This window comes from Micromonospora alfalfae (assembly GCF_022230925.1).
Taxonomy (GTDB): Bacteria; Actinomycetota; Actinomycetes; order Mycobacteriales; family Micromonosporaceae; genus Micromonospora; species Micromonospora alfalfae.
On the sequence record NZ_JAKKFH010000025.1, the window covers coordinates 59,725 to 85,369 of the forward strand.

30 protein-coding genes are annotated in these 25,645 nt (G+C 69.9%); 14 read left to right on the top strand and 16 right to left on the bottom strand.

From position 1 onward, the window contains the following. Positions 1-249 precede the first annotated feature (249 nt). Complete coding sequence (locus MED01_RS20155; RefSeq protein ID WP_238670102.1) at positions 250-1,023, top strand: hypothetical protein; 774 nt, start codon at positions 250-252, stop codon at positions 1,021-1,023. A gap of 103 nt (positions 1,024-1,126) precedes the next feature. Here the strand turns inward: MED01_RS20155 and MED01_RS20160 are convergent, their stop codons facing one another. Both MED01_RS20160 and MED01_RS20165 read right to left on the bottom strand, forming a co-directional pair. Then, complete coding sequence (locus MED01_RS20160; protein ID WP_238670103.1) at positions 1,127-1,588, bottom strand: hypothetical protein; 462 nt, start codon at positions 1,586-1,588, stop codon at positions 1,127-1,129. A 182-nt stretch (positions 1,589-1,770) separates the two neighbouring features. Next, positions 1,771-2,178, bottom strand: a complete 408-nt coding sequence (locus tag MED01_RS20165; protein ID WP_238670104.1) for a hypothetical protein — start codon at positions 2,176-2,178, stop codon at positions 1,771-1,773. Between the two features lie 264 nt (positions 2,179-2,442). Between MED01_RS20165 and MED01_RS20170 the strand changes: the two genes are divergently transcribed. Genes MED01_RS20170 through MED01_RS20180 form a run of 3 tightly spaced genes read left to right on the top strand, consistent with a single transcriptional unit; the run spans position 2,443 to position 5,787 of the window. Then, positions 2,443-3,312 (top strand): hypothetical protein, encoded by an 870-nt coding sequence (locus MED01_RS20170; protein ID WP_238670105.1) that lies wholly within the window; start codon positions 2,443-2,445, stop codon positions 3,310-3,312. 41 nt (positions 3,313-3,353) lie between these two features. Then, positions 3,354-4,622 (top strand): 7-cyano-7-deazaguanine synthase, encoded by a 1,269-nt coding sequence (locus MED01_RS20175; RefSeq protein ID WP_238670106.1) that lies wholly within the window; start codon positions 3,354-3,356, stop codon positions 4,620-4,622. 19 nt (positions 4,623-4,641) lie between these two features. Continuing rightward, complete coding sequence (locus MED01_RS20180; protein WP_238670107.1) at positions 4,642-5,787, top strand: site-2 protease family protein; 1,146 nt, start codon at positions 4,642-4,644, stop codon at positions 5,785-5,787. On the opposite strand, the gene MED01_RS20185 is transcribed toward MED01_RS20180, so the two are convergent. After that, positions 5,772-7,043, bottom strand: coding sequence for an FAD-binding protein (locus tag MED01_RS20185; protein ID WP_238670108.1), 1,272 nt, complete (start codon positions 7,041-7,043; stop codon positions 5,772-5,774). The two genes, MED01_RS20180 and MED01_RS20185, sit on opposite strands and share 16 nt — an antisense overlap. Beyond that, positions 7,040-7,762: a hypothetical protein gene (locus MED01_RS20190; protein WP_238670109.1), complete on the bottom strand. Its 723-nt coding sequence runs from the start codon at positions 7,760-7,762 to the stop codon at positions 7,040-7,042. Before MED01_RS20190 ends, MED01_RS20185 begins: the two co-directional genes overlap by 4 nt. Positions 7,763-7,912: 150 nt before the next feature. Between MED01_RS20190 and MED01_RS20195 the strand changes: the two genes are divergently transcribed. Beyond that, on the top strand, positions 7,913-8,335 hold the full coding sequence (locus MED01_RS20195) for a hypothetical protein (protein ID WP_238670110.1): 423 nt from the start codon (positions 7,913-7,915) through the stop codon (positions 8,333-8,335). Positions 8,336-8,368: 33 nt separating this feature from the next. On the opposite strand, the gene MED01_RS20200 is transcribed toward MED01_RS20195, so the two are convergent. Then, the gene (locus MED01_RS20200; protein ID WP_238670111.1) at positions 8,369-9,298 is read right to left on the bottom strand and encodes an LLM class F420-dependent oxidoreductase; all 930 of its coding nucleotides are present in this window, start codon (positions 9,296-9,298) and stop codon (positions 8,369-8,371) included. A gap of 98 nt (positions 9,299-9,396) precedes the next feature. On the opposite strand from MED01_RS20200, the gene MED01_RS20205 reads away from it, so the two are divergent. Both MED01_RS20205 and MED01_RS20210 read left to right on the top strand, forming a co-directional pair. Beyond that, the gene (locus MED01_RS20205) at positions 9,397-9,708 is read left to right on the top strand and encodes an ArsR/SmtB family transcription factor (protein ID WP_238670112.1); all 312 of its coding nucleotides are present in this window, start codon (positions 9,397-9,399) and stop codon (positions 9,706-9,708) included. Then, on the top strand, positions 9,709-10,239 hold the full coding sequence (locus MED01_RS20210) for an SRPBCC family protein (RefSeq protein ID WP_238670113.1): 531 nt from the start codon (positions 9,709-9,711) through the stop codon (positions 10,237-10,239). Between the two features lie 47 nt (positions 10,240-10,286). Here MED01_RS20210 and MED01_RS20215 read toward each other — a convergent pair whose 3' ends face one another. The 5 genes from MED01_RS20215 to MED01_RS20235 form a co-directional block, all read right to left on the bottom strand. Continuing rightward, positions 10,287-11,324 carry a hypothetical protein gene (locus MED01_RS20215; RefSeq protein ID WP_238670114.1) on the bottom strand — a complete coding sequence of 346 codons (1,038 nt, stop codon included), beginning with the start codon at positions 11,322-11,324 and terminating at the stop codon, positions 10,287-10,289. After that, positions 11,324-11,593, bottom strand: a complete 270-nt coding sequence (locus MED01_RS20220) for a hypothetical protein (protein ID WP_124859437.1) — start codon at positions 11,591-11,593, stop codon at positions 11,324-11,326. The genes MED01_RS20215 and MED01_RS20220 overlap by 1 nt, the downstream gene beginning before the upstream one ends. Positions 11,594-12,036: 443 nt before the next feature. Further along, a complete protein-coding gene (locus tag MED01_RS20225; RefSeq protein ID WP_238670115.1) occupies positions 12,037-12,831 on the bottom strand; it encodes a class I SAM-dependent methyltransferase in 795 nt (264 codons plus the stop codon). Between the two features lie 41 nt (positions 12,832-12,872). Next, positions 12,873-13,427, bottom strand: a complete 555-nt coding sequence (locus MED01_RS20230) for a Uma2 family endonuclease (RefSeq protein WP_238670116.1) — start codon at positions 13,425-13,427, stop codon at positions 12,873-12,875. A gap of 48 nt (positions 13,428-13,475) precedes the next feature. After that, a complete protein-coding gene (locus MED01_RS20235) occupies positions 13,476-14,495 on the bottom strand; it encodes an aldo/keto reductase (protein WP_238670117.1) in 1,020 nt (339 codons plus the stop codon). A 137-nt stretch (positions 14,496-14,632) separates the two neighbouring features. Between MED01_RS20235 and MED01_RS20240 the strand changes: the two genes are divergently transcribed. From MED01_RS20240 to MED01_RS20255, 4 genes are all read left to right on the top strand, one after another. Further along, on the top strand, positions 14,633-15,235 hold the full coding sequence (locus MED01_RS20240) for a TetR/AcrR family transcriptional regulator (protein ID WP_372493690.1): 603 nt from the start codon (positions 14,633-14,635) through the stop codon (positions 15,233-15,235). Between the two features lie 10 nt (positions 15,236-15,245). Further along, positions 15,246-15,719 carry a GNAT family N-acetyltransferase gene (locus MED01_RS20245; protein ID WP_238670118.1) on the top strand — a complete coding sequence of 158 codons (474 nt, stop codon included), beginning with the start codon at positions 15,246-15,248 and terminating at the stop codon, positions 15,717-15,719. Between the two features lie 9 nt (positions 15,720-15,728). Further along, positions 15,729-16,208 (top strand): hypothetical protein, encoded by a 480-nt coding sequence (locus tag MED01_RS20250; protein WP_238670119.1) that lies wholly within the window; start codon positions 15,729-15,731, stop codon positions 16,206-16,208. 73 nt (positions 16,209-16,281) lie between these two features. Further along, positions 16,282-17,502: an MFS transporter gene (locus MED01_RS20255; RefSeq protein ID WP_238670120.1), complete on the top strand. Its 1,221-nt coding sequence runs from the start codon at positions 16,282-16,284 to the stop codon at positions 17,500-17,502. A 6-nt stretch (positions 17,503-17,508) separates the two neighbouring features. Here MED01_RS20255 and MED01_RS20260 read toward each other — a convergent pair whose 3' ends face one another. Next, complete coding sequence (locus tag MED01_RS20260; protein ID WP_238670121.1) at positions 17,509-18,102, bottom strand: HD domain-containing protein; 594 nt, start codon at positions 18,100-18,102, stop codon at positions 17,509-17,511. Between the two features lie 234 nt (positions 18,103-18,336). Here MED01_RS20260 and MED01_RS20265 point away from each other — a divergent pair, with 234 nt between their 5' ends. Beyond that, positions 18,337-19,281 carry an RNA polymerase sigma-70 factor gene (locus MED01_RS20265; RefSeq protein ID WP_238670122.1) on the top strand — a complete coding sequence of 315 codons (945 nt, stop codon included), beginning with the start codon at positions 18,337-18,339 and terminating at the stop codon, positions 19,279-19,281. Positions 19,282-19,297: 16 nt separating this feature from the next. Here MED01_RS20265 and MED01_RS20270 read toward each other — a convergent pair whose 3' ends face one another. The 3 genes from MED01_RS20270 to MED01_RS20280 form a co-directional block, all read right to left on the bottom strand. After that, the gene (locus MED01_RS20270; protein WP_308193527.1) at positions 19,298-19,972 is read right to left on the bottom strand and encodes a response regulator; all 675 of its coding nucleotides are present in this window, start codon (positions 19,970-19,972) and stop codon (positions 19,298-19,300) included. Then, positions 19,969-20,982, bottom strand: a complete 1,014-nt coding sequence (locus MED01_RS20275; protein WP_238670123.1) for a sensor histidine kinase — start codon at positions 20,980-20,982, stop codon at positions 19,969-19,971. Before MED01_RS20275 ends, MED01_RS20270 begins: the two co-directional genes overlap by 4 nt. Positions 20,983-21,180: 198 nt before the next feature. Continuing rightward, positions 21,181-21,768 carry a hypothetical protein gene (locus MED01_RS20280; protein WP_238670124.1) on the bottom strand — a complete coding sequence of 196 codons (588 nt, stop codon included), beginning with the start codon at positions 21,766-21,768 and terminating at the stop codon, positions 21,181-21,183. Positions 21,769-22,020: 252 nt separating this feature from the next. Between MED01_RS20280 and MED01_RS20285 the strand changes: the two genes are divergently transcribed. After that, on the top strand, positions 22,021-23,208 hold the full coding sequence (locus MED01_RS20285) for an NAD(P)/FAD-dependent oxidoreductase (protein WP_238670125.1): 1,188 nt from the start codon (positions 22,021-22,023) through the stop codon (positions 23,206-23,208). A 30-nt stretch (positions 23,209-23,238) separates the two neighbouring features. Beyond that, entirely contained in the window at positions 23,239-23,823 is a 585-nt protein-coding gene (locus tag MED01_RS20290; protein ID WP_238670126.1) for a hypothetical protein, read from the top strand. 22 nt (positions 23,824-23,845) lie between these two features. On the opposite strand, the gene MED01_RS20295 is transcribed toward MED01_RS20290, so the two are convergent. Together MED01_RS20295 and MED01_RS20300 are read right to left on the bottom strand one after the other, a co-directional pair. Next, positions 23,846-25,063: an Imm21 family immunity protein gene (locus tag MED01_RS20295; RefSeq protein WP_238670127.1), complete on the bottom strand. Its 1,218-nt coding sequence runs from the start codon at positions 25,061-25,063 to the stop codon at positions 23,846-23,848. A 230-nt stretch (positions 25,064-25,293) separates the two neighbouring features. Continuing rightward, positions 25,294-25,602 carry a hypothetical protein gene (locus tag MED01_RS20300; protein ID WP_238670128.1) on the bottom strand — a complete coding sequence of 103 codons (309 nt, stop codon included), beginning with the start codon at positions 25,600-25,602 and terminating at the stop codon, positions 25,294-25,296. Between the last annotated feature and the right edge of the window lie 43 nt (positions 25,603-25,645).

A 25,645-nucleotide genomic window follows, 5' to 3' on the forward strand; every position in this document is an offset into this window, starting at 1 on the left:
CCCATTCGCCGCCCTCCGTTCCCATAATCCGTCGATCATGGAGTTGTGGTGGGCAACGATAGATGGCAAATCGTCAGCTAATAGGCACCACAACTGCGTGATCGACCGCAGCGGCGGTGGCAACCGGACGTGGAATGCCTGCGGCCGTGGACGGCCAGCGAACCGACCATGCGCAAGGCACAAAGTCTCTTACCGAGGTGTACGATTCGCGTCCACGCCTAAGTCATGATCCACGGTCGAGGAGGAGCGGTGAGAATCAGCCCATACCAGTGGCCGGAGGATGGCGACGAGCACGACGTACTCGTGGGCATTGCGCCCAAGCGAGTCACCCTTCTCCTTGAGGGTCGGAACGCGTGGCACTCGAAGTGGATCCGCAGCTACCAGGGAAGCGCCGCGATGTTCTTGAATCAGGCGTCTGCTCGGGACGCAGCCGAGGAGCGGCGCAAGCAGGGATCAGTCTTCTACGTCTTCGATACACCGGCGCTCCTCCTCTTCGGCGTCTACACCAACTGCGTCGTGACTGATTTTCACCAGGACGACCCTTTTAATGGTTTCGTAGGATTTCGGCAGCCTACCTACGATCCGTGGCTCGGATGGCGAGGAATTCTTCCAGGCGTGAAAATGCACACCGCTGTCGCTTCAATCGGCCCAGAGCGATCCATGTGGGAGGAGCGGTCGCTGAGCCAACACTCCTTCATTCGTGGAAGCGTCAGCGACGGCAGGGAGATCGCCGACCTGGAAGACGGGCTAGTGAGCGTCTCCTCGTTTTCTCAAGGCAGGGCCTACAGACTCGGATGGCGCGATCGCGAGCAGCGCTATTCAACGAAAAGCGTAAGCAGAGCGACCGATGTCTGGTTTGAGCACATGCATGCGATTCCAGAAGTACGAAGGCTGATGAGGAGCGTGTGGGAGACATCCGACCACGGGGCACGTGACCAACCGAAGAGCTCCGTAGAAGAATCACGGCAACTGCTGGCCACGGCCCTCCTGAACCACGCTTCGAACACGTGGAGACCGGATTGAAATTGCCGGTAGTCGGGTCGTACGCAGGATTGGCGACGGCGGCTATCCGAGGCAACCCGGCTCGGTCGCCACGAAAGGTAGTCAAAGGAACGGCTGCGTCCTCCTACTGCGGGCCCCGCCGCCTTCGGGCACCCGTCTTCGCGGGCCGTCGGACCAGGCTGCCTTCGTCCTGCGCCTCTCGTAGAACAAGGCGAAAGCCGTTCTCCGTGCTCGGATCGTAATCAACCACCACGCGCTGCTCCGCCAGGTCGCGCAGAAAGGCGTTGACCCGAGTCTCGGCGTGTTCGTCGAGCTTCTTGCCGTGACGTCGCCGGCCCTCCTGCCGCAGACAGTACAGGTAGTAGTTGTTGCGGTGCTGGTGCTTGACTGACCATGGCACCAACTCCTCGTCGGAGACAGCGCGCGCGTCGAGACCATTCTTGCCGCGGAAGTAACTCCATCCGGACGCGCTGATCCTGATGTTGTACTTCCGCTCGTGCTCCGCTGTCATCCAGGCGTACGACCGGCCCTCCTTGATCCAGCGAATGGCCTCATCCGCATTCTGGATCTTGGTTGGTGGTGCCATGCAGGTGCCTTTCGGTGGTAAGGACAAGCCGCCTGTGCGCACGTGCGGCCAAGTCGAGCAAGCCAGGATAGTTCACGGCAACTCGGGCACCCCGCGCACCAACGCCAACGCCGAACGGTCGGAGCTGAGCTGGGCCAGCTCGGCGTTGATGACCCAGATCGCGCAGAACCGTCTTGCCGGAATCACGGCTCGTGGCGCTGTTGCGGAGGTGGTGCCAGATTGACCCCGCCGAAGATGTCGCGCGCCTGCACCACTGGTCCGGCGACGCGGCCCGAGACCGTGTTGGTCACCGTGTCGGCCCTCACGGTTGCCTGCTGGAAGATCTCCCAGCGCCGGCGTAGCTCTTGATCAAAGAGCGGATCCTGCGCGGCCGCGTCGACCAGCGCCCGCCGTAGAGCAACATCTCGGTCATCGGATGTCAATGACGCTGGCTCGGCCTCGATCAAGGTCCGTAGGCCAGAGTGGTCCGCGGCCTTGCGGCGAACAAGGCGCACCAACGAGGCAAACGCTGCTTTTCCTGCGTCGGCCATGCCCTCTACGGCACGGGTCGACAGGGCCACCGCGATGGCCGCGAGAATCGGATCATCCATCTGGCTCTCCCCGGTTCGCTCCGGCACCTAGCTCTTCCCAGCCGACATCTTCCAGTCGTCGCTGCACGTCCGCCGCTACCGGATCGTCGAGTTCCAGCAGCGTCAGGAGGGCATCTGCAAGGGCTTCCCGGGCGGCCGTCCTGCTCCCAGATGTACGAGCTGGAGTTGATCTGTTCCCAGCGCGGTGAATCCTCCCGCATGCGCCGACCCTTCCGCCCCGGCCGTCATGTTCCGGCTCAGGCTGCGCACTTACCGTTTCGCCGCTTGATCAGCGGAAACCACCACTCGCGTACGTTGTGCATCTGGTCAAACACGCTGGGTATCAATAGACTCTGCTCGACGTCCTTCCCATCCCCTCGGGAGGTCGGCATGGGCACCTCGACGCGTCTACCAGGCCCGAAGAACGGCAGCTGGACCGCTGCCAAAGGCCGGCTGGGCACCTGGACACCGGACGCCACCAGCCGACCCGATCAACTACTCGAGCATGACCAACAGCGCGCCGAGGCGATCGCGGCCCAGTACCAGCGATCGTTGCGGGACGCCCTGAACGCAGATCCGGAGGCGTTCGGCATCCGTGCGGCAGCGGAGCAGGCCGGCGGACGGCTGATCGAGTTCCTCGATGGCCTCGGGCGAGCGGATCTTTCGCTGGTGGGGGACTTGGCCGTAGGGGATGACGCCGACGAGTTCGTCCGGCGGTTCGTCGGTCAGATCGCCGGCGATGGCCAACTCATCGTGGACGCCGCCGTCCGCCGGGCCGCCCGACGCGTCGCGGAACACCTCGTGACTCAGGAAGGACCGCTCGCCGACCCTGGCCGTCCAAGACCGGTCACCGGCGAGCTGTTCTGCGCGTTGTATCGGGCGTTCTTCGGTGAGGTGGTCGGCGAATTCGTACACATCCTCATCGCGGAAAACGTCAAGATCGCCGTACCGGCACTGGCCATCCTCGACCCGACCGATGTGGTGGCTGGCTTCGTTGCCGACCAGGTAGTCAAGGTGCTGCCCAACCCCTGCGCCGAGGCAGTCAAACATGGGCCGGAGCCACCACGGCTCGCCGATGTCGCCAAGGACCTGCTGACCACCACCGTGGCGCAGGCCCTCGGGCTCGGCGACAGCGGATTGGAGTTGGCGGCGTGAGCCGGGCCAGCCTCGCGTATCACTACGCAGCCCGGGGCGGCGTGTCCACCGATAGGAAGCGGGAGACCATCGGATGGCCACTGCTGGAGCACGCCGACGAGCGGTTGCAGAAATTGGCGGAGGTACCCCAGGACCGCCCGGACTGGGCCCAGGACCTGTTGCAGATCGCCCGAGCCGTGTACCTGGCCGACAAGCTGTCGCTGCGCGAGTACGCAGTCGACGGCTGGACCCGAAGGATCGACCTCTCCGTGGAGGTGGTCGACCCCTCCGTCTGGAGCCCGCCGACGCTGCGGCTGCTGTCCCGCCTCGCGGAGACGTTAAGCGCGGATCAATGGACGATCAACATCCGGGCCGGCGGGCAGCGATGGCCCCAGCAGGGACGGACCACCTACGCCGAGGTGGGAGAAGTGGCTCTGTTCTCCGGAGGGCTCGATTCCACCGCGTGGGCGGCAGAGCGGGCCAAGGTCGCGGCCGACCCCCTCCTGCTCGTCTCCTATTTCGAACCCCAGTGGGGCAGCAAGCAGGACCAGACTCTCAGTGCGATCGAGAGCTCGGCCTGTCGCGACATCGAGCAGCTCAAGGCGTCGCAGCAGGTCCGTCTCACGAGGAAGCTGGAAAAATCCGCGCGTACCCGCGGGCTGCTCTATCTCGCCACCGCCATCTACCTCGCCGCCGCCCACGGGGTGCCACAGGTGGTCGTACCGGAGAACGGGCAACTCGCCGTCAATCCCCCGCTCACACCGGCCCGGGCGGCCGCCTGCTCTACGAAATCCGTACATCCCAGGACACTGCATCTGCTCAACTCACTGATCGACGCGCTCGGCGGCGGGGTGACCGTCGTCAACCCGTACCTGCACCTCACCAAGGGAGAGGTCTGCCAGCAGGCCCTGAACGCCGGTCTGGCCCCGGCAACGCTCACCCATGCCACCATCAGCTGTGGGCGCCCACCACGGGATCGACCGGTCGCCGAGCACTATCACTGCGGGACCTGTTACCCCTGTCTGGTACGCCATTCTGGTCTTCTTTCCGCGCTCGGCAGCGACAGCACGCCGTACAAGACGGATGTGTGGATGCTCGGCGACCGGGAGAAGGCTGCCATCGATCGGCGGGCGCTGCACCAGTGGTTGTGCCGCCCCATCTCCGTTCGAGACCTGACCACCGACACTCCGCTGCCGGACACCATCGACCCTGGCCCACTGCTTGAGGTCGTTGAGCGCGGTCGGACGGAACTTGGGCAGATGTTCGCTCGGCACGGGCAACCGATCACACCCATCGAGACGCCACCTCGTCGGCTGGCATGGGCAGACTAAGTAGGGGTATGAGCCTGGGATGAGGGCCAGTTTCCGGCTTGGCCGGGTCGCGGGAGTGCCGGTCGGCGTCAACTGGAGCGTGCTGGTCATCTTCGCGTTGATCGCGTGGGGGTTGGCCGCGAACCAGTTCCCCCGTTCGTACCCCGACCGCTCGCCGGTGGCGTACACGCTTGCCGGGCTGGCCGCGGCGGTGGTCTTCTTCGTCGGCCTGCTCGCCCACGAGGTGTCGCACGCGGTGGTGGCCAAGCGCAACGGGCTGGAGGTCGACGGCATCACGCTGTGGCTGTTCGGCGGTGTGGCCGAGTTGCGGGGCGAGCCGCGTGACCCGGGCGCGGAGTTGCGGATAGCGGGCGTCGGCCCGCTCGTCAGCCTGTTGATCGGGGCGTTCTTCGGTGCCATCGCGGCGCTGCTCGCGCTGGCCGGGCAGGGCGGGCTGCTGTTCGGGGCGGTGGCCTGGCTGGCGGGGATCAACGTGCTGCTGGCCGTCTTCAACGTGCTGCCGGCCGCGCCCCTGGACGGTGGTCGGTTGCTGCGTGCCGCTGTCTGGAAGGCCACCGGTGACCGGACCCGAGCGTCAGTGGTCGCCGCCCGGGCCGGCTGGGTGCTGGGTGTGCTGCTGATCGGCCTGGGGTTGTGGCAGTTCCTGTCCGGGGTCGGTTTCGGTGGGCTCTGGTTGGCGCTGATCGGCTGGTTCCTGATCGGGGCGGCCGGGATGGAGGAGCGTCAGGCCCGCACCGGCAACGCGCTGCGCGGGATTCGGGTGGGCGATGTGATGACCCCGCAGCCGCAGACCGCCTCGGCGCAGATGACTGTCGCGGACTTCGTCGACCACTACCTGTTCGCGTACCGGCATTCGGCGCTGCCGCTGACCGAGGACGGCCGACCGACCGGCCTGGTCACCGTCGACCGGGTGCGGGGCGTGCCGCCGGAGCGGCGGGCGTCGACCACGCTGGCCGAGGTGGCCTGTCGAGCCGACGAACTGGTGCTGGCCCAGCCCGGTGAACAGCTCAACGACCTGCTCCCCCGACTCTCCGAGTGCGCCGACGGCCGCGCCCTCGTGGTGACCGAAAACGGCCACCTGACCGGGATCGTCTCCCCCAGCGACATCAGCCGCGCTGTCCAACGCAGCACCCTGGTTGGCCAGGGCGGTCAGCGGGGGAAGTAGCGGTCCAGGGCGTCGGTGTGGAACTTGGCCTTTGGGTCCAGGTTGGTCAGGAGGGCGGCGAAGTCGGCGTAGCGCGGGTAGCGGGCGGACAGCTCGGCCGGGTCGGTGACGAAGACCTTGCCCCAGTGTGGGCGGGGCGCGAAGGGCGCCAGCCGCTCCTCCACGGCGGCCACCACCGGCAGCACCGCAGCGGTGTCGTCGACCCAGGTGAAGTGCAGCACGAAGCTGTCCCGCCGGTAGTTCGGGCTGAGCCACAGCTCGTCGGCCGCCACCGTGCGCAGCTCGGACACCAGCAGCACCGGGGCGATCAGGTCCGCCAGGTCGTCCAGCGCGGCGAGCGCGTCGGCCGCCGCCGTCCGCGCGACGTGGTACTCGGACTGCAGTTCGTCGCCGCTGCTCGGGGTGAAGCCGAGCTTGAAGTGCGGCAGCCGCTCGTGCCACGGGCCCGGCTCGCCGAGCTGCGGGGTGCAGTTCTCCGCCGGCATCCCGAGCACCGGGTGCCGGGGCTGGTCGGCGGCTGTGGTGCCCAGCCAGTCCGCAGGGGGTGGCGGCTGGTCGGCCAACTGCTTGCGCCACACCTCGCGCAGCCGGGGCTCACGGAAGTCGGTGAAGACACTCACGCTGTACGCCGAGCCGAGTGCCTCGTCCAACGCCGTCCGGTCCAGGTCGAGGCGTACGTACTGGCGCAGCGCGAAGGTCGGCACGACGTCCAGCGTGATCCGGGTGACCAGGCCGAGCGCGCCGAGCCCGACCACCATGCCGGCGAACGTGTCGGTGCCGCGGTCGACCCGGAGCAGATCGCCGTCGGCGGTGACCAGTTCCAGGCCGGCGACCGCGCTGGCCAGGTTGCCGTGGGTCTGGCCGGAGCCGTGGGTGGCGGTGGCCACCGCGCCGGCCACCGAGATGTGCGGCAGTGAGGCGAGGTTCGCCACCGCGTACCCCTGGGTGTGCAGTTGTCGGGCGACGTCGCCGTAGCGCAGCGCGCCGCTCACTGTGACCTGCCCCCGCTCGTGGTCCACCTCGACGACCGGGGGCAAGCCGGCGAGGCTGACCAGGTCACCGTCGGTGTCGCCGAGACGGTTGAAGGAGTGCCCGCTGCCCACCGCCCGGATCCGGTTGCTGCCGGCGACGAGCCGCCGCAGTTCGTCGACTGAGGTGGGGCTGTGGAACGCCTTCGCGGCGTACTGCACGTTGCCGGCCCAGTTGCGGCGCGGAACGTCGGTGGCCGACGCGGCGTGCGATCCCTGCGCGGTCATGTGGCGGTCTCCCGATCGGTGCTCTGGTGGTCGGCCAACGCGGTGACGAGGGCGTCCAGAACGGTATCCGTCTGGAATGTGCTGTAACCACGTTGGGCGATCGGCAGACCGGCAGTGGTGGCGCGTTCGATCTCTCCCCGGGCCGCCTGCCGGGCTGACGTGTCCCCGGTCATCAGCGCGTCCTGGCCGCGTCGGATCAACCGGTCGACCCGGTCCATCTGGTAGCCACGCAGGCCGACCGTAAGCTCCGGTGCCTCGAAGGCGGCGCGGCGCACCGCGAGCAGGTCGACGAACCGGTCGCCGGCATAGCGGGTGAGCGCGGCCGACACCTGCTCGGGCTGCTCACGGACCTGGTCGAGGACGAGCAACTCGACTGCCGCTCGGCCGTCGAGCGGGTGGCGGGCGGTCACCAGCTCACGCGGCACACCCTGCACCGGCACCATCAGCAGTCGCGGCGGCTCCGGATGGCCGTCGCGCCGGGGCGGCTCGTCGAGGACCAGCACGTCCACCTCGGCCCACCCGATCTCCCGACGCAGGCCCGGCCGCCGGATGGTGAGCCCGTCCGCGTGGATCCCGAATCGGAACGGCCGCATCGCGCTGACCAGCGCCACCGCGCCGAGCGCGATCGCCCCCACCGCGATGATCGTCCGTAGCAGGGCGCCGTCGCTGGGATAGACCAACAGCAGCACTCCACCGAGTACGCACACCAGGGCGAGCACACGGGCCCCCCGATTCCGGCGCAGTTCCACGCTCGGACCCCCGTTTCATGACCGTGGCGTCGGTCCCGACATCTTCCGCCAGACCGGGCACCAGGGACACCGGTCGATCGGGCACGGTTGTTCTCGTCGTCGTCGGGGAACCCTACGCCCATGAGTAGCTACCGCGATCCGGCCGCACGAGGTGACGTCTTCCCCTCCGAGGAGGAGCTGGACCCCACCGGCACCGAGGTCGAGCAGGCCAGCGCGCCGCCGGCCGGCGGGTTTCCGAGCCACCCGTCGCCCACTCCCGGTCCTCGACCGACACCGGCACCGGCGCCCGCCCCGACGCCGGTGCCGGCACCCGGCCCGCCGCCGCGCGCCGGTGGCGCACAGTCGATCGTGACCCGTCACCTGGACGGCTCGGTGGAGGTGGTCACCGACCTCGACGGTGACGGCGTCGCCGACGTCGTCCAGATCGACGTGGACGGTGACGGGATCCCGGACATCACCTACGTGGACAGTGACCGCGACGGGCGGCTGGACACGGTGCTGGGCGACCCGAACGCGGTCGGGACGGGCACGCACCGCGCCTGACCGGCGGCGTCGTCCCACCGCCATCGGGCTGACTCAGAGCTTCGCCATCACCTCGCTGGCGACCAGCTCCAGGTGCTCCAGATCGCTGAGGTCCAGCACCTGGAGGTAGAGCCGCTCACTGCCGATCTCCGCGTACCGGCCGATGGTGTCCAGCACCTCAGCGGGCGTCCCGGCCAGACCGTTGGCGCGCAGCTCGTCCGGGTCCCGGCCGATGACGGCGGCCCGGCGGGCCACCTCGGCGTCGTCGCGTCCGCAGCAGAGCACCAGCGCGTTGGACCAGACCATCCCGGCCGGGTCCCGGCCGATCTCGACGCAGGCCGCGCGGACCCTGTCGAACTGCGCCGCAGTGTCCGGCACCGAGGCGAACGGCAGGTTGAACTCGTCCGCGTAGCGGGCGGCCAGCCGGGGCGTGCGCTTCGGGCCTGTCCCGCCGAGCAGGATCGGTGGACGCGGCTGCTGCACGGGCTTGGGCAGGGCGGGCGAGTCACGGACCGGGTAGTACCGGCCGTCGTGGTCGAACCGCTCCCCCGTAGGCGTGGCCCAGAGCCCGGTGATGACGGCGAGCTGCTCCTCCAGCCGGTCGAACCGCTCGGCCAGCGGCGGGAAGGGGATGCCGTACGCGCTGTGCTCCTCGGCGTACCAGCCGGTGCCGATGCCCAGCTCCACCCGGCCGCCGCTCATCTGGTCGACCTGCGCCACTGTGATCGCCAGCGGGCCGGGCAGCCGGAAGGTGGCGGCGGTCATCAGCGTGCCGAGCCGGATGCGGCTGGTCTCCCGGGCCAGGCCGGCGAGGGTGGTCCACGCGTCGGTGGGGCCGGGCTCACCGCTCACGTCGCCCATCATCAGGTAGTGGTCGGACCGGAAGAACGCGCCGTAGCCGGCGTCCTCCGCGCAGCGGGCGACGGTGAGCAACTGGTCGTAGCTGGCGCCCTGCTGGGGCTCGGTGAAGATCCGAAGTTCCATGATCCGAGCATAGGGAGCCGATCGGTGGTACCGCGTCGGGACGGCGGCTGTAGTCGTATGCTTTGACAGTCATATGACGGAGAAGGCATATTGGGCAGGTGTCCACCGACGCCTTCACGGTCCTCGCCGAGCCCACCCGGCGCCGGATCCTCGATCAGCTCCTCGACGCCGAACGCAGCGTCGGCGAGTTGGTCGACGGGCTCGGGGTCAGCCAGCCAGCCGTCTCCAAACACCTGCGGGTGCTTCGCGACGCCGGCTTCGTCACCTGCCGGACAGCAGCCCGACAGCGGATCTACCGCCTCGACCCCGGCCCGCTGCGGGACGTCGACGGCTGGCTCGACCCGTACCGACGGCTCTGGGCCCGACACCTTGACGCCCTGGAACGGCACCTCGACAGTCAGGAGCAGTGAATGGACCGCGACGCGTTCCGCCCGAGCCCACCCGCCGACGTGCGCGCCGAGCCCACCGACGCCGGCGCGACACTGGTCTTCGTCCGCGACCTGCGGCATCCGCCAGCCACCGTCTGGGCGGCACTGACCGACCCGGCCCAGCTCGCGCAGTGGGCGCCGTTCCTCGCCGACCGCGATCTCGGCAACGCCGGCGCGGCCGTGCTCACCCTCGTCGACGGCGAGACCACCCAGGAGGACCCGGCGACGGTACGCCGGGCCGAGCCGCCGCACCTGCTGGAGTACACCTGGGGCGACGACCTGCTGCGCTGGGAGCTGAGCCCGCTGGGCAGCGGCACCCGGCTCACCCTTCGGCACACAGTCGCCGACCGGGGCATGCTGCCGATGGTCGCGGCCGGCTGGCACCTCTGCCTCGACGTGGCCGACCGGCTGCTCGACGGCGACCCGGTCGGCCCGATCCGCGGCGCGGAGGCCAAGGACCACGGCTGGCCCGAGCTGCGCGACGCGTACGCCGAACGGCTCGGTGAGGGCTGACCGGCGCGGTTCCGGCGGCCCCGGAGCCCGGAGCCGCCGGAACCCGGTCAGACGTACGGCCGCTTGGCGTACGCCTCGCGGAGCGCGGCCAACCCGACCGCCTTCGGCGTCAGGGTGCCCCACCCGGAGTTGAAGTAGTTGGTGCGCACGATCCGTGGCCCACGCTCGGCGTTGAGCTGGGCGATCGCCGCCGGCACTGTGGCGATCCAGGCCGCCTGGTCCGGGATCTCGGCCGACCTGACCCCCCATTCGGCGATGATCACCGGTCGGGACAGCGCCACCGGGCCGAGATCCGCGACCGCCCAGTCCTTGGTACGACGAAACCGGGCCAGCGCCGTGTGGCTGGCGTTGGTGCCGTACGCGTTCCACTGGAGATAGTCGAGGCGGGACATCAGCGACTCCGGGTGGGTGCGCTGGAAGCAGGCCCGGTCGAAGCCGCCCAGCCCCACCGAGAAGGTCGTCCCGGCCGGCAGCGTCCGTGCCTTGAACCACGTGACGATGTAGTTCATCGCCTGCACCGCCCGGGCGTCCGACTCGGCCCAGGTGTACGCCTTGCCGTTCTCGGTGGTGCCGAACTCGTGGTCGGTGTCCAACTCCGAGGCGAGCTGGATGTTCACCCCGAAGCCGAGCGTCCGGTACTGCGACAGTGCGCGGGCGAACAACCCGTCACACTGCCCCTTGAGCACCTGGTCGTACCCGTACGCCTTCGGCCAGGTCGTACCGGCTCGCTGCTGGATGGTCATCGATGGCGGCGGCACCGTGTAGGTGGCGCCGTCCACCGTGAAGCTCTGCGACCCCTGATTCTGGGTGCCGTAGTGCTTCAACTCCAGGACCATGTTCATCTGCACACCGGCCTTGCCCAGATTGACCAACCAGGGCCGGTTGTAGCCGGGGAAGATAAAGCCGTCGGCGAGGCTGCGGTACTGGGTGAGTGACCGGAAGTTGCCGCCGGCCATGTCGGCAGTCGGGTCGGCGCCGCCGGAGAGGTAGTAGCCGCCGAGCACGGGTTGGCCCAGGCTGTAGTCGGCGGCGGCCGTCGCGGTGTTGCCGGCGGCGTCGCGGACCTGGACGGTTACCCGGGGCATCACGCCACCGACCGATACACGGCCACGGAGCCGTTGTCGGAAACCCGGGTCCAGGTACGTCCGGAGTTGTCGGTGACGGTCACGGTGAGCGGGTCGATGACCGCCGTGACCTTGACCGGCGCGCTGCTGTTGCCCTGCGCGTCGGTGACCACGATGGTGACGGTCAGCGGTTTGGTGTCGGCGTCTGAGTAGGTGACGGTCAGCAGCATCTGGTCACCCGGCGCGAAGACGGATGCGTTCAAGGCTGCGGTTGCCGTGGGAGCGGCCATGTCGGGCCCTTTCTTGCTCGGTCGCCGGGTCTCGGCGCGCGGTCGAGCTACGCCGGACCCCGGCGGGGTCCACAGTGCGAAAGGCCGGCGGGGCACGGGGACGATAGGCACTACCGGCGGACGGCGCTGCCTGACTGCCTGTGGTGCAGACGTCCCTGTCCCGATGGGCGGAGGCACCGCTGCGGGCGCCCGCAGGGGTGTCGGTGACAGCCACGCCCTGTCGTACGCGCGATCGGCACGGCGGCTGTGCCGTGACCGCCACGGCTTCGAGGCCGGGCTGGGTGAGGGCGGCACCGGTGCGGACGATGTTGTCCCCACCGGGCCGGAGGATCGGGATGTGGCCCGCCACCCGTCTACCTCCACCTGCCCCAAGGGTGCTCTACCAGGGGCTTTACCGTCTTGTCCGAATTGCGACAAGGGCCCGGAAGGGTGCGGCGCGACGGTTACTCGGGCGGCGTCCCGCGCACGGCCCAGGCCCGCGCGGTGAGCCGGATCGACCCGTCCGGCTCGACCGGCAGCCGCGTGGCCAGCGACTCGCGCAGCGCGGCCCGGTCGGATTCGGCCAACGTCGCGACGTACCCCGGCGCCGACCCCTGACCGCCGAGGAACGGCGTCCAGTAGTCGGCGAAGTCGGTGAAGGTCGTCGGTACGTCGACCGGCCAGACCGACACGTCCCGCAATCCGGCCCGCTCCCACAGCGTGCGGAGCGTGTCGGGCTGGCCCACAGTGGTGCGTCTGCCCTCGTCCCGCTCGATCGAGGTCGGGTCGAGCTGTGCGGCGGCGGCCCAGAAGTGCCGCATCATCGCCATCCCCTCGGCGTAGTCCCACACGTAGGCGGCCACCACCCCGGCCGGCCGGACCACCCGGGCGAACTCCGCCACCGCCCGCGCGGGCTCCGGCACGAAGTTGAGCGTCAATCCGCTGACCACCACGTCCGCGACGCGATCGGGCAGCGGCAGCGCCCGGGCGTCACCGACCTGGAAGGCCGCCCGGGGGTCGGTGACCCGGGTACGCGCGACCGCGACGAAACCCTCCGACGGGTCGATGCCGGTTATCTCGGCCGGATCGTTGTGGGTGAGGATCGTCGAGGTCAGCGCTCCGGTGCCGCTGCCCACGTCGAGCCAGTGCCGCCCCGGCGCAACGGCCAACCCGCGCAGGAAGTCCACAGCGACCAGGCGGCTCCACCGACCCACGTACGCCTCGTACGCGTCACCGTCCGCCCACACCGGCTGCACCATCCCGGAACGATACGACAGGCCGGGGCTGCCGATGCCGGCGTTCAGTCGAGATGGTCGGCGGGGGCGGTCTGGAGCAGCCAGGCCAGCGGCATCCGTGCCTGCGCCTCGTAGGTGCCATCCCCGTTCAGCCGGTGCAGGGTGACCGTCTGCGCGGCGTCCCGATCGACCACCCAGTACTGCGGGATCCCCGCCGACGCGTACTCCCGGACCTTGGTCACCGAGTCCATCGCCTCGGAGCCCGGCGAGACGATCTCCACGACGAGTACGACGTCGGTGACCGTGGCCCAGACGCTGCGGGAGGGCGGCTTACGCCAGACACTCACATCAGGGATACGACCACCGTCACCGTCCGGTCCGGAGATGCGCACACCGACTGCCTGAAGCACCTGCTCGGCGGGCCACCCCGCCACGATCAGCCAGGCGAAGAGGCGACTAGCGATCATGGCGTGTTCCGAATCTGGCGGCGGCATGACCGACAGGACCCCCTCGGGGCTGGTCTCGTAGCGGTGACCGTTCGGATCGGCAGCGTTCATCGCCGCCACGTCGTCGAGCGTCACAACGGCTGGCATGTGCATGCCGACAGCCTCAGCGCTCATGGGTCTCATCCTAGGGGACCACTGGCGCCGACCACCGCACCCGAAGGCTCAGCGACGCCGCCGCGCCGGGTCGAGCAGGGCGGGCGGGGTGTCGAACTTCTCGTCGGCGGCAAGATCGACCCCCGGTGCGACGATGGCGTCGATCGCGTCCAGCACGTCGGCCGGGAGCACGGTGTCCGCGGCGGCGAGTTGGGCGTGCAGGTGGTCGATGGTGCGGGGGCCGATGATCGCGCTGGTCACGGCCGGGTGCGCGGTGACGAACCCGAGTGCGAGTTGGATCAGGGTGAGCCCCGCCTCGTCGGCGACGGTGGCCAGCCGCTCGACGGCGTCGAGCCGGGCCTGGTTGGCCGGGACGCTGAGGTCGAAGCGGGCGGGCAGGAGCGTCGAGCGGCTGGTGGTGATCTCCCGGCCGGCGCGGATCGCGCCGGAGAGCCAGCCCGAGGCGAGCGGACTCCAGGCCAGCACGCCCAGCCCGTACTGCTCGGTCACTGGCAGGACGTGGGCCTCGATCCCTCGTTGCAGGATCGAGTAGCTGGGCTGCTCCGTGACGTACCGGCTCAGGTGGTGCTCCCGCGCGGCCCACTCGGCCTGCACGATGCGGTACGCGGGGAAGGTCGAGGAACCGAAGTAGCGGATCTTTCCCGCCCGTTGCAGGTCGGTCAGCGCCGACAGGGTCTCCTCGTCGCTGGTGGTCGGGTCCCACCGGTGGATCTGGTAGAGGTCGACGTGGTCGACGCCGAGACGGCGCAGGCTGTTGTCCAACTCGGTGACCAGCCAGCGGCGCGAGCTGCCCCGCTGATTGCGCTCGTCGCCCATCGGCATGCCGGCCTTCGTGGCCAGCACGATGTCGTCGCGACGGCCGGCGATGGCAGTGCCGACCATCTGCTCGGACTCGCCCTGGCTGTACATGTCGGCGGTGTCGATCAGGTTGATTCCGGCCTCCAGCGCGGCGTCGACGATCGCCGTCGCCTCGCGCTGGCTGGTGTGTCCCAGCTTGCCGAAGTTCATCGCGCCGAGCACGAGGGTGCTGACCTGGACGCCGGTGCGCCCCAGGGTGCGGTACTGCATGGCTGTTCCTCCACTGAAGGGTGATGTGGCGCTGGCCCACAGGCTCTGGCATCCTGAACAAGTGGAACCATGTTCCGCTAAGAACAATACGGAACAGCGTTCCGTTTGCCAAGGCGAGTGACGGGGGTAACGGCGCGGTGGCCGACATCGACAGCGGATCAGGACGGCCGAGCCCGCGGAAGCGGGCCGACGCCCGGCGAAACGAAGCGACGCTGCTGGACGCCGCCGCCGCGGCCTTCGTCAGCGCGGGCGTGGACGCGCCGGTACGGGACATCGCCGCCAGGGCCGGCGTCGGTGTGGGCACCATCTACCGCCACTTCCCGACCCGCGCCGACCTCATCGTCGCCGTCTACCGGCACCAGGTCGAGGCATGCGCGCAGGCCGGCCCGACACTGCTGGCCGACAGCGACACACCGCATGCCGCACTCGCGCAATGGATCAACCTCTTCGTCGACTTCCTGGTCACGAAGCACGGCCTCGCCGAGGCGCTGCAGTCCGACAACGCGGCCTTCGAGACGCTGCACGCCTACTTCCTGGACCGCCTCGTGCCGGTGTGCGCCCAACTGCTCGACGCCGCTGCCGCAGCGGGCGAGATCCGCCCCGACGTGACAGCCTTCGAGTTGCTGCGCGGTGTCGGCAATCTCTGCATCGGCGCTGGTCAACCCCGCTACGACGCGCGTCGCATGGTCGAACTCCTCGTCGCGGGGCTGCGTCAACGCCAGAGCGCCGGGCCGCGCTAACTTATTGATCATGAAGGACTGGGAGCTTCGGCCGGCCTCGGCGGCGGACGTCGAGGCGGTGGCCGAGTTGCGGGCGGTGGTGCTGCGGGCCGATCTGGAGCGGCTCGGGCGGTACGACGAACAGCGGGTGCGGCAGCGCCTGCGGGACGGTTTCGCACCGGCGTACAGCTGGGTCGTCGAGGTGGGCGGCGCGTTCGCCGGCTGCGTGGCGCTGCGGCCCGACGCGGACGCCCACTGGCTGGAGCACTTCTACCTGGCCCCGCGGCTACAGGGCAGCGGCATCGGCACGGCGGTGCTGCGCGAGCTGCTGGATCGGTGCGACAGTGCCGGCACGCCGGTGCGGCTGAACGTGCTGCGGGGCAGCCGGGCCCGGAGGCTGTACGAGCGGCACGGTTTCGCAGTCGACACCGAGGATCCGGTGGACGTGTTCATGGTCCGCGCTCCCAGGACGATCACCGCCGAGGCCCGGCCAGTGTCAATGTAACGTTGACATATGACGTCGGGGCTGGCTCGGTTGGCGGAGGTCCGCGCTGCCCGCGCCCGCCTGGACGAGCAGGAGCTGGAGATCATCGACCGCGCGCGCCACGACGGTGCGACATGGGCCCAGATCGCGACCGCCCTCGGCCTCGGCAGCCGCCAGGCCGCCGAGCAACGTCGACAACGACTGGTGGCGGCGCGGTGGTCGCGGCGGCAGCAGCTCGACCTGCGGATGCCTGCGCAGATCGCGGCGTTGCGGGCGGCGGTGGCCGATCTCGGCCGGTGGATCGGCGCCGATCAGCGGTGGGACAGCCGATTTCGTCGGGCTGCGCTCGTCCGGAGCACGGTGGACGCCGCCTTGGACGCCGCCCCGGGCTCGCTGCACGCGTTGGCAGTGCTCCTCGCCACCGATCTCGCCGAAGCGGGTGAGCGACTGCCAGCGCCCGCCCGGAGCGCCGCAACGAAGATCAATCTCGCCCTGTCAATGGATCGTTGACATTTCCCAGCGGCATTGCCTGCGCCTGGCTCAAGCTCGAGGATGAGTCACCTCGACTCAACTCGGAGTGCTCATGCGTCGCAACGCCTGCCTGTTCGTGGCGATCTCCCTGCTGTCCGGCTTCGGCAGCAGCGCCATGTCCCTGGTCGCCGGCATCTGGATCCTGGACCTCACCGGCTCCACCAGCCTCGCCGCCCTCGCCGGGCTCTGCGTCTACGCCCCGGTGCTCGCCGGCCCGTGGCTGGGCGGTCTGCTCGACCGGGCACCCCGGCGACCGCTGGTCATCGCCGTCAACCTCGTGCTGGCAGCCGCCCTGCTGGCGCTCCTTGCGGTGCGCGGGGCGGGGCAGACCTGGCTCATCTTCGCCGTCTCGTGCGCCTACGGCGTCAGCTACGTGCTGATCGACGCCGGCGAGACGGCGCTGCTGCCGTCGGCACTCGCGCCAGCCGAACTCGGCGACGTCAACGGGTGGCGCTCCAGCGCGCAGGAGGGCATGAAGCTCGTCGCTCCCCTGGCCGGGGCCGGCCTCTACGCGTGGCGGGGCGGCCATGCTGCCGCCGCCCTCAGTGCGGCAATGCCGGTCCTGGTCGCCACCCTGTACGCGCTCCTTCGCCTGGACCGGACGCCCACCGACCGGCCCACCGAACGTGGCGACGGGCCGCGTACCGGATTGGTGGTCCTGTTCGGACAGCGAGCGACCCGACTGCCGGTCGTGCTCGCCGCGGTGTCGATCGCCATGTCCGGCTTCACGACCGCGGGAATCTACGCGATCGTCGTCACCGAGCTGCGCCTGCCGACGACGTTCCTGGGTGTGCTGGCCAGCGCGCAGGGCGCCGGTTCCATTCTCGGTGGCCTGATCGTCGGCCGGCTCATCGCGGCGAGAGGTCCCGGTGCCGTCGGTGTCGCCGGGACGGCGCTGTTCGCGATCGGCTGCCTGGCGCGCTGCCTGCCGTGGTGGCCGGCCACCGTCGTCGGGGCGATGGTGGCCGGCGTCGGGCTGCCCTGGACCCTGGTCGCGGCGGTGACCGCCGTGCAGACCCACACGCCGTCGGCGCTGCTGGGCCGGGTCTCCGCGACAGCCAACACCGCGATGTTCGGACCACTCGTCGTCGCGATCCCGCTCGGCTCCGCGGCCGTCCACCTCGGCGCCCGCCCGCCGCTCATGGCCGCCGCGGCGATCTGCCTGACCGCCGCGGTGGTGGCCACGATCCGCCGCCGGTCGACGCCACCCGACGAAACTCCTACCGCCTCCACACCACGCCGAACGGCGGGAACGGGTCCGGCGAGCCGCTGACCGGGGTCAGCCGCGTACCGGATGGGTCGCCTGGAAGGCGAGTCGACGGTCCGCGTCGGCGGCGATCCGGTCGAGGATGTCATCCAGGTCGAGGAAGACCGACCAGCGCTCGCGGCCGGTGGCGTCGGCAAGCCGGTCCACGAGCAACTCTTCCAGGTCGGTGACCCGCTTTCCCTTCCACACCTTGTCGGCCACGCTGACCAGCAGGTCGTCGACGCCGATGCCGTCCCGGTGCCAGGACGCGTGGTCGCGCGCGAACCGGGCCGAGGCCTCGGCGACGCCGTGCTGAAGCAGCAACTCGTAACCGGCGGGCTCGTGCGCGGACCCGGGCCCGGACAACTCCTCCGGATGCCGGACCTTGCCGAGGTCGTGGGTGGCGGCGCCGAAGAGCACCGCCTCGCTGTCGAACGGGAGTTGCGGGAACCGGTGCGCCATCGCGGCGGTGAGCTGCGCGGCCACGTCGTGCACGGCCCGCAGGTGCGCGGCGAGGCGCGGCGGCGCGTGCAGGGCCTCCAGTAGGGCGACGGCCTGGTCGGGCAGGGGCCGTAGCGGCGGGTCCGCGGGTGCGGTGAGGGCACGGCGCAACAAATCGGACGTCACCGCGGCAAGGGTACGACCAACCGCCGTGCGATCCGTTGATCAAGTGATGAAAAATAGGTCAGGAACGGCGCTCAAAGCTACTTTTCATCACTTGATCATGGTGCGAGCGGTGGGACGGGTTGACCCCGGCCCGGTGTCCCGGCAGCCCACACCCGGCGGCCGGGGCGGTCACAGCCGCGGCCGGTGTGACGGGCACCGGGACGGCGCCGCGACACTCGTGGATAGTGTCTAGTCATGCCGCTCAGTCCGGACGAGGTCGAGGTGTTCGAGCACTCCAGGGCCCGCCTGGAGGCGATCGCCTACCGCCTGCTGGGTTCGGCCAGCGACGCGGAGGACGCCGTCCAGGACACCTTTCTCCGCTGGCAGGGCGCGGACCGGCAACACGTCGAGACGCCCGAGGCGTGGCTGACGAAGGTCCTCACCAACGTCTGCCTCAACCAGTTGACCTCGGCACGGGCCAGGCGGGAGACCTATGTGGGCACGTGGCTGCCCGAACCGGTCCTCGCCGGGGACCGGATGCTCGGTCCGCTCGACACCGCCGAGCAGCGCGAGTCGGTCTCGATGGCGGTGCTCACCCTGCTGGAGCGGTTGTCGCCGAACGAACGCGCGGTGTACGTGCTGCGGGAGGCCTTCGGCTACTCGCACGGTGAGATCGCCGAGATCCTCGGCATCACCGAGTCGAACTGCCAGCAGACCTACCGGCGTGCCAAGCAGCACGTCACCGCCGAACGGGCCCGCGCGGATGTCGACCGGGCCACCGCCCGGAAGATCGTCGCGGAGTTCCTCACTGCGGCCAACAACGGCGAGATCCAGCGGCTGGTGGAGTTGCTGACCGACAACGCGACGAGCACCGCCGACGGCGGCGGCAAGATCCCGGCCCGGGCCGCGCCGATCGTCGGCGCGCTGGCGGTGGCGAAGTTCCTGCGTGGCCTGTTCAGGCCCGCCGACGTCAAACGGGACCTGGTCGGTGGCAGCCCGGCCATGTACGTCACCACCGCCAACGGCGCTCCGGCGGTGGTGGTCGTGATCGACGACCGGGTCATCGGCGTGATGTCGCTGGAGGTGACGCCCGAGGGTGTCACGGCCATCCACAACCAGGTCAACCCCGACAAGCTCGTCCGCGCCACCCGGCAGTGGTCCGCCTCGGAGCACGAGGAGCCCACCCTGCACGTGTGGTGACCTGCGGTGACGCCGCTCAGTTCTCGCCGGCGGTGATCAGGCCGGTCTCGTACGCGCAGATCACTGCCTGGGTGCGGTCGCGGAGGCCGAGTTTGGTCAGCACGTTGCTGACGTGGGTCTTCACCGTGTGCTCGCTGACCACCAGGGTCTGGGCGATCTCCGCATTGGCCAGGCCGCGGCCCAGCAGGTGCAGGGTCTCCCGTTCGCGGGTGGTGAGCACGTTGAGGCGGGCGTCGGGCGCGGCGGCCGACCGGGGCGGCCCGGGTCGGTGGCGGCCGGTGATGTCCGAGATGATCTGCCGGGTCACCGACGGAGCCAGCAGCGAGTCGCCGGCGGCCACGACACGTACCGCGTGGACGAGGTCGTCGCGGCGTACGTCCTTGAGCAGGAATCCGCTGGCGCCGGCGTAGAGCGCCTCGTAGATGTAGTCGTCCTGGTCGAAGGTGGTCAGCATGATCACCCGACTGGCGCTCTCCGCGCAGATGCGGCGGGCGGCCTCGATACCGTCCATCGTCGGCATGCGAATGTCCAGGAGCGCCACCTGCGGCTGGTGCTCCCGGACGGCGGCCACGGCCGCGGCACCGTCACCGACGTCGGCGACGACTGTGATGTCCGGCTGGGCGTCGAGGATCATGGAGAATCCGCTGCGGACAAGCTCCTGATCGTCTGCGATCACCACCCGAATCGTCACGCTGGGAACGGTAGCCGAGCCTCGACTGTGAACCCGCGTCCACCTGTCACCGGTTCGGCCCTCGCCGTACCGCCGCAGGCGATCACGCGTTCCCGGATGCCGACGAGGCCGTGCCCGCCGCCCGGGCCGCCGGTTCCGGCGCCATCGTCGGTCACCGTGACAGTGAGGGCATCGGGCGACCAGCCCAGGTGTACGTCGATGGTGCTGGCCGCCGCGTGCTTGACCGCGTTGGTGAGGGCCTCCTGCACGATCCGGTACGCGGCCAACTCCACGTCGGCCGAGACCGGGCGCGGCTCGCCGGTCACCCGCAGGCCGGCCACCGGTACACGGTCGATCAGCGACCGCAGTTGGGCCAGGGTGGGCTGCGGGCTGCGGGGACCGGGCTCGTTGCGCAGCAGGCCGAGCATGCCGCGCAGCTGCACCATGGCGTCGCGGCCGGCGGCGGCGATCGCGTCGAACGCCGCCTCGGCCCGCTCCGGTGCGGTGCGTACGGCGACCGGCCCGGCCTCGGCCTGCACGATCATGAGGCTCACCGCGTGGGACAGCACGTCGTGCATCTCCCGAGCGATCCGGGCCCGCTCGCGTGTGGCGGCCCGATCGGCTTCGAACTCGCGCTCCCGCTCGGCCCGGAGCGCCCGGTCCTCAAGGGCTGTCGCGCGCTCCTGCCGGGCGGCGCTGAGCCGACCCAGCACGTACGCGGTGAAGAACACCAGGAAGGTGTAGAAGTACTCGCTGACGCGGTTGGAGTTGAACGCCACCCCTGCGGCCACCCCAGGGAAGGTCGCGCCGAGTGCCCACCAGCGCTGCTGGCGACCACCGAGCGCGGCGACGGTGTAGAGGGCGACCAGCCCGCCGTACGCGAGCGGCTGCCCCGGCGCATCCGCTGCCTTGCCCGCGATAGTGGCCAGTGCCACCACCAGCAGGACCGTGAGCGGCACCCGTCTGCGCCAGATCAGCGGGATCGCCGTACCGGCGGTCAGCAGGTAGGCCAGCGGCCGGCCCTGGCTCACCACCCGGTCCGGGAAGCACGAACGGCACTGACACCGCGATCAGGACGAACACGGTGATCGCCGCGTCCACCAGGTACGGATTGGTGGTACGCACGAGGCGGGCAAGCGACATCGCGACAGTATTCACAGCCCCTGACCTCCTCCCCCACTGGCACCCGATCCCCCCGGTGGTGGGGGGATCGGTTCGGGACTCGCCGCTCAGGCGAGGGCGGGCACCGGCTGCGTCGGGGTGGCGGCGGCGCCCCGGGCCAGCGGGAGGAAGGAGACCAGCAGCAGGGCGGAGCCCAGCGGGATCAGGTCCTTGTCGATGAACGGCGTGGCGAGGTCGGCCAGCACAAGGATCGGCGTCCACAGCTTGACCCGGCGCTGCACGGCGAGCAGGACGACCAGCACGAGCTGGCCGAGGTAGAAGGCGTAGGGCCCGAAGTCGTAGGCTAGCTCTGCGATGCCGGGCACTGTGCGCACGTCGTGGATGATCATGCTCATGCCGTAGTTGTCGGTAGCCAGAAAGCCGGCGACGAGGTCGATCGAGAACTGGGTGATCAGCGCCAACGCCCCGAAGGTGCCGGCCGTGGCGCTCACCGTCGCGAGGGCCCGGCCGCCAGCCATGCGGCGCATCTGCCAGAACACCGAGATGAACGCGACGAGCGCGCCGAGGAACGCGAGGTGCCCGATGGTCCAGGCCGGGCCGGGACCACGAACACCGTCCAGGCCGTCGATCAGACGGACGATGCCGTAGCCCATGACCAGGACCGGGGCGGCGACGAATGCGGGGCGAAACTGCATTGTGGTGACTCCTTGGGAGACGTTCACGTCGTGTGTTCGACGTGATTGAGCCTGCCGTTTCGCCGCCGCGCGGACATCGCTCCGCCCGGCGATCTTGCCGCCGTCCGGCACCTCCCCCGCACGCATGAGCTCCTCCCTCGCGCGAGCGAGTGAGATCGAAAGCTGGTGACCCAGGTCATAGCCGCGGCCTGTCAGGAATCGCGCCGCTGTCCGGTTCAGGAAGCGACCACCCACCGAGACAGGAGTGCCACCATGAAGCACCGCATCGTCGTCCTCGGAGCGGGGTACGCCGGAGCCATGGCCGCCGGGCGCCTCGCCAAGCGGCTGCACACCGACGACACCGAGATCACCCTCGTCAACGCCGACGCGGATTTCGTCGAGCGGGTCCGCATGCACCAACTCGCCACCGGACAGGACCTCAAACCACGTCCGCTGAGCGAGGTCTACGCCGGCACCGGCGTCAAGCCCCGACTGGCGCGGGTCACCGCCGTCGACGTCGACAGCCGGACCGTCGCGCTCGTCGACGACAACGGCACCGACGAGATCACCTACGACACGCTCGTCTACGCGCTCGGCAGCGTCACCGCCGACCATGGCGTCCCCGGGGTCGCCGAGCACGCGTACGACATCGCCGGCAGGCCCTCGGCGCTGCGGTTGCGCGACCGCCTCGCCCACCTCGCTGCCGGCGGGACCGTGCTCGTCGTCGGCGGCGGCCTCACCGGCCTCGAAGCGGTCACCGAGATCGCGGAGACCCGGCCGGACCTCGATGTCGCGCTCGCCGCCCGCGGCGGTCTCGGCGACTGGCTCAACGGCAAGGCGCAGCAGCACCTGCGTGGTGTCTGCGACCGGCTCGGCATCACAGTGCACGAGCACAGCGACATCGCGCGGGTCGAGGCGGACGGTGCTGTCACCCGCGACGGTCGGAAGATCCCGGCTCAGGTGACGGTGTGGACGACGGGCTTCGCCGTGCACCCGATCGCCGCCGCCACGACTGTGGCGGTCGCCGAGACCGGGCAGATCATCGTCGACGACAGCATGCGGTCGGTCTCACACCCCGAGGTGTACGCGGTGGGCGACGCCGCGATCGCCGCAGGACCGGGCGGCAAGCCGCTGCGGATGTCCTGCGCCTCGGGCATCCCGATGGCCTGGCAGGCCGCCGACGCCATCGCCGCACGCCTGACCGGTCGGGCGAAGTTCCCGAAGGCCCCGCTGCGCTACTTCAACCAGTGCATCAGCCTCGGCCGCCGCGACGGCATCATCCAGTACGTGACCGCCGACGACCGGGCCAGGCCGGCCCTCCTCACCGGGAAGCTGGCGGCCCGCTACAAGGAGTTCGTCTGCATGGGCGCGGCCTGGAGCATCGCGCACCCGATCATGTACCCGGTCCGCCGCCACCGCATCGTCCCGACCCGATCGGAGGTCCGCACCGGCGTGTCCTGATCGGATGCTCGCCGGCCCTAGGCTGTCGCAATGGCGGCGGAGCATGTGGTGATCGATCTCGACGAACAGGGTCATGAACCGGCCGAACGGAGCGACATCACCCACGGGAACGTCGCGAACAGGCGGAGCGTGCTCCTACAACTCGTCGCCGCCTTCGTGGTCGGTGCGGTGCTCGGCGGCATCGGTGTCGGTGAGCTGCGAGACTCTCGTGCGCAGCGCGAGCGGTCCGCTGTGGTCTCCCTCGTGGCCCTACCCGAGTCGGGCTATTCGGGAGGCTCAACCAGCAGGGGAAGCGTCCTGCTGAACGGGCAGCTGACACTGATCAACACCGGCCCCGCGCCGATCACGGTCCGCTCGGTTCAGGCAGAGAGGCCGGGCGTCCAGGTACGCGGCATGAGCCAGTCCCGGCACGTCCGCCCGGGTGGCACCGGCCAGATCCGCGTCGATCTGCAATTGGAGTGCGCGACGGCGTTCGACCTGGAGCCGTTGTCGGTGCGGTTCTCCGTCGAGACCGAGGACAATCGGCTCAGAGAGGTGCGCTACCCGGTCGCTCTCGTCGGAAGTGCCTGGCAGGAGGACGCCCTGCAGCTGTGCGAGCCCCGACTGGATTCATAACCGGAAGCCGGCAGCCTTGCGTTCACTCTGACGTCGTCCGGTCAACCAGGTGCACCAGCATCAGCGCCGTCCTCTTGTCGGGTTGCACGAAGGCTGTGCGGATCAGGTACGTGCCACGAGCCAGGTCCACAGTGAGGTGGGTGGTGTGCTCCAGCCCGTCGCCGGTGTAGCCGGAGTCGAACAACTCGGCTGGCCCGCTGGTCGTCCACGTGCCCGCGTCTTCCCAGCCGGCGATCTCGACCGCCCGGGGAACGAGGCGGACGACCTCCGCCTCGGAGACGGCGTAGAGCCACCGCACGAAGATCCGCTGGTCCGGGAGGTACGTGGTGGAAGCCGGTTCGTCGGCCAGAACGAGCGCCTGGTCGGCACCGACATCGAGCACCCCCGCGTAACCGTCGACCTCGCAGGCCCGGTCGTAGTCACCCCAGGAGTCGTCGTCGTCGTCCGACGCGCCCTTCCAGTCGCCGAGCGCCGTCGTCGGCACGACGACGAGCGGTCCGCCGCCCGAATCGACCCACGGCAGTTGACTGACCGGCCTACGCGTACGAGCGAGGACGCCGGCCATGTCGGTCATGTCGGTCACGATCGCGTCGGCACCGGCGGCGGCGAGGCGTTCGGCCTTGCCGGGTCTGTTGGCGTACCCGACGCACGCGACACCGGCTGCTCGGGCCGCGGCGATGTCGGTGATCGAGTCACCGACCAGAACAGCGGCACCGGGTGGGACCTTCAGCGCCTGCAGGGCCTGCACAACGGGCGCCGGGTTGGGCTTCAGCAGATCGGGATGCTCACTTCGGCCGATGACGGCGGCGAAGTAGCGGGCCCGGTCGCGGCGCCCGAGATAGGCGCCGATGGCGGCGGCGGAGTTGTTGCTGACGATGGCGAGGGGACGCCCGGTCGCCAGGCACGCCGCGACCAGGTCGAAGGCTCCGATCGTGGTCTCCGCGGACGCCGCCGCCTCGACCTCCGCCGCCGCCAGGGCCGCACCGACGACGCCGACCAGCTCGGGCGCGACCACAGCGATCGCGCGGAACAGCTCCAGCGGGTCGTTTCCGTCGCGCAGCTCATCGGGCAGGACGACGCCCCGGCCGACGATCAGCTGACGCAGGTCGGCGGCGATGCGCGGCGCGGCCTTGCTGCCGAACAGGCGGCAGATCGGACCGTCGAAGTCGACGAGGACGGCTTCGGCCCGCTCGGCGATGTCGGCGAGCCGGTCGGGTGGCCGTTCTGCCTCGCTTGTCACCATGCGCTCCCGCAGGCCGTCTTCGCCATCAAGGCTGCCGATCCTAGAGGCCGACGTGGTGGCGGCGCGGCCGAGCCGTCCGGGGAACGGCTCGGCCCGCTCGTCGCTGCGTCAGGGCGTCACCCGGGTGGCCAGGCTGTCGCACGGCAGACCTCCCGCGTCGCTGACCGTATCCACCGGCGGCCTCCGGGTTGAGTGGAGGATCGCACGCCAGGCTCAAGCCGGCGGGCTCACTCCTCCGGTTGTTGACCCACGGACGGCCCGTCGGACCCGGCCTGGCGCTCGGCCAGCCAGATGGCGTGTCCCTTGAGCAGGTATCCGATCCAGTAGATCGCGAAGAGGATCAGGAAGCACGCGAAGAACACTCCCGAGATGATGCTCGCGAGAATGAGCGCTCCCTCGCCGTCGCTCAGCCCATAAATCATGAACCCGACGAGGCCCAGGAGAAAGAAGAAGACCATGTAGAGCGGCAGTGTCGAGCCGTCGGCTGGGTGGGACGCGCGAGGCAACCACGGGACGCGAGGGTCATTACTGATCACCTGCCGAGTATCGGGGACACGCCCGGTCACCGTCCGTCCCTGT

Excerpts from the sequence above, each read along its gene's own strand:
- MED01_RS20160 (WP_238670103.1), bottom strand. The coding sequence starts at position 1,588 with ATGGCACCACCAACCAAGATCCAGAATGCGGATGAGGCCATTCGCTGG.
- MED01_RS20165 (WP_238670104.1), bottom strand. The coding sequence starts at position 2,178 with ATGGATGATCCGATTCTCGCGGCCATCGCGGTGGCCCTGTCGACCCGT.
- MED01_RS20180 (WP_238670107.1), top strand. The coding sequence starts at position 4,642 with ATGAGGGCCAGTTTCCGGCTTGGCCGGGTCGCGGGAGTGCCGGTCGGC.
- MED01_RS20185 (WP_238670108.1), bottom strand. The coding sequence starts at position 7,043 with ATGACCGCGCAGGGATCGCACGCCGCGTCGGCCACCGACGTTCCGCGC.
- MED01_RS20195 (WP_238670110.1), top strand. The coding sequence starts at position 7,913 with ATGAGTAGCTACCGCGATCCGGCCGCACGAGGTGACGTCTTCCCCTCC.
- MED01_RS20200 (WP_238670111.1), bottom strand. The coding sequence starts at position 9,298 with ATGGAACTTCGGATCTTCACCGAGCCCCAGCAGGGCGCCAGCTACGAC.
- MED01_RS20210 (WP_238670113.1), top strand. The coding sequence starts at position 9,709 with ATGGACCGCGACGCGTTCCGCCCGAGCCCACCCGCCGACGTGCGCGCC.
- MED01_RS20215 (WP_238670114.1), bottom strand. The coding sequence starts at position 11,324 with ATGCCCCGGGTAACCGTCCAGGTCCGCGACGCCGCCGGCAACACCGCG.
- MED01_RS20220 (WP_124859437.1), bottom strand. The coding sequence starts at position 11,593 with ATGGCCGCTCCCACGGCAACCGCAGCCTTGAACGCATCCGTCTTCGCG.
- MED01_RS20225 (WP_238670115.1), bottom strand. The coding sequence starts at position 12,831 with ATGGTGCAGCCGGTGTGGGCGGACGGTGACGCGTACGAGGCGTACGTG.
- MED01_RS20230 (WP_238670116.1), bottom strand. The coding sequence starts at position 13,427 with ATGAGCGCTGAGGCTGTCGGCATGCACATGCCAGCCGTTGTGACGCTC.
- MED01_RS20235 (WP_238670117.1), bottom strand. The coding sequence starts at position 14,495 with ATGCAGTACCGCACCCTGGGGCGCACCGGCGTCCAGGTCAGCACCCTC.
- MED01_RS20245 (WP_238670118.1), top strand. The coding sequence starts at position 15,246 with ATGAAGGACTGGGAGCTTCGGCCGGCCTCGGCGGCGGACGTCGAGGCG.
- MED01_RS20250 (WP_238670119.1), top strand. The coding sequence starts at position 15,729 with ATGACGTCGGGGCTGGCTCGGTTGGCGGAGGTCCGCGCTGCCCGCGCC.
- MED01_RS20255 (WP_238670120.1), top strand. The coding sequence starts at position 16,282 with ATGCGTCGCAACGCCTGCCTGTTCGTGGCGATCTCCCTGCTGTCCGGC.
- MED01_RS20265 (WP_238670122.1), top strand. The coding sequence starts at position 18,337 with ATGCCGCTCAGTCCGGACGAGGTCGAGGTGTTCGAGCACTCCAGGGCC.
- MED01_RS20280 (WP_238670124.1), bottom strand. The coding sequence starts at position 21,768 with ATGCAGTTTCGCCCCGCATTCGTCGCCGCCCCGGTCCTGGTCATGGGC.
- MED01_RS20285 (WP_238670125.1), top strand. The coding sequence starts at position 22,021 with ATGAAGCACCGCATCGTCGTCCTCGGAGCGGGGTACGCCGGAGCCATG.
- MED01_RS20290 (WP_238670126.1), top strand. The coding sequence starts at position 23,239 with ATGGCGGCGGAGCATGTGGTGATCGATCTCGACGAACAGGGTCATGAA.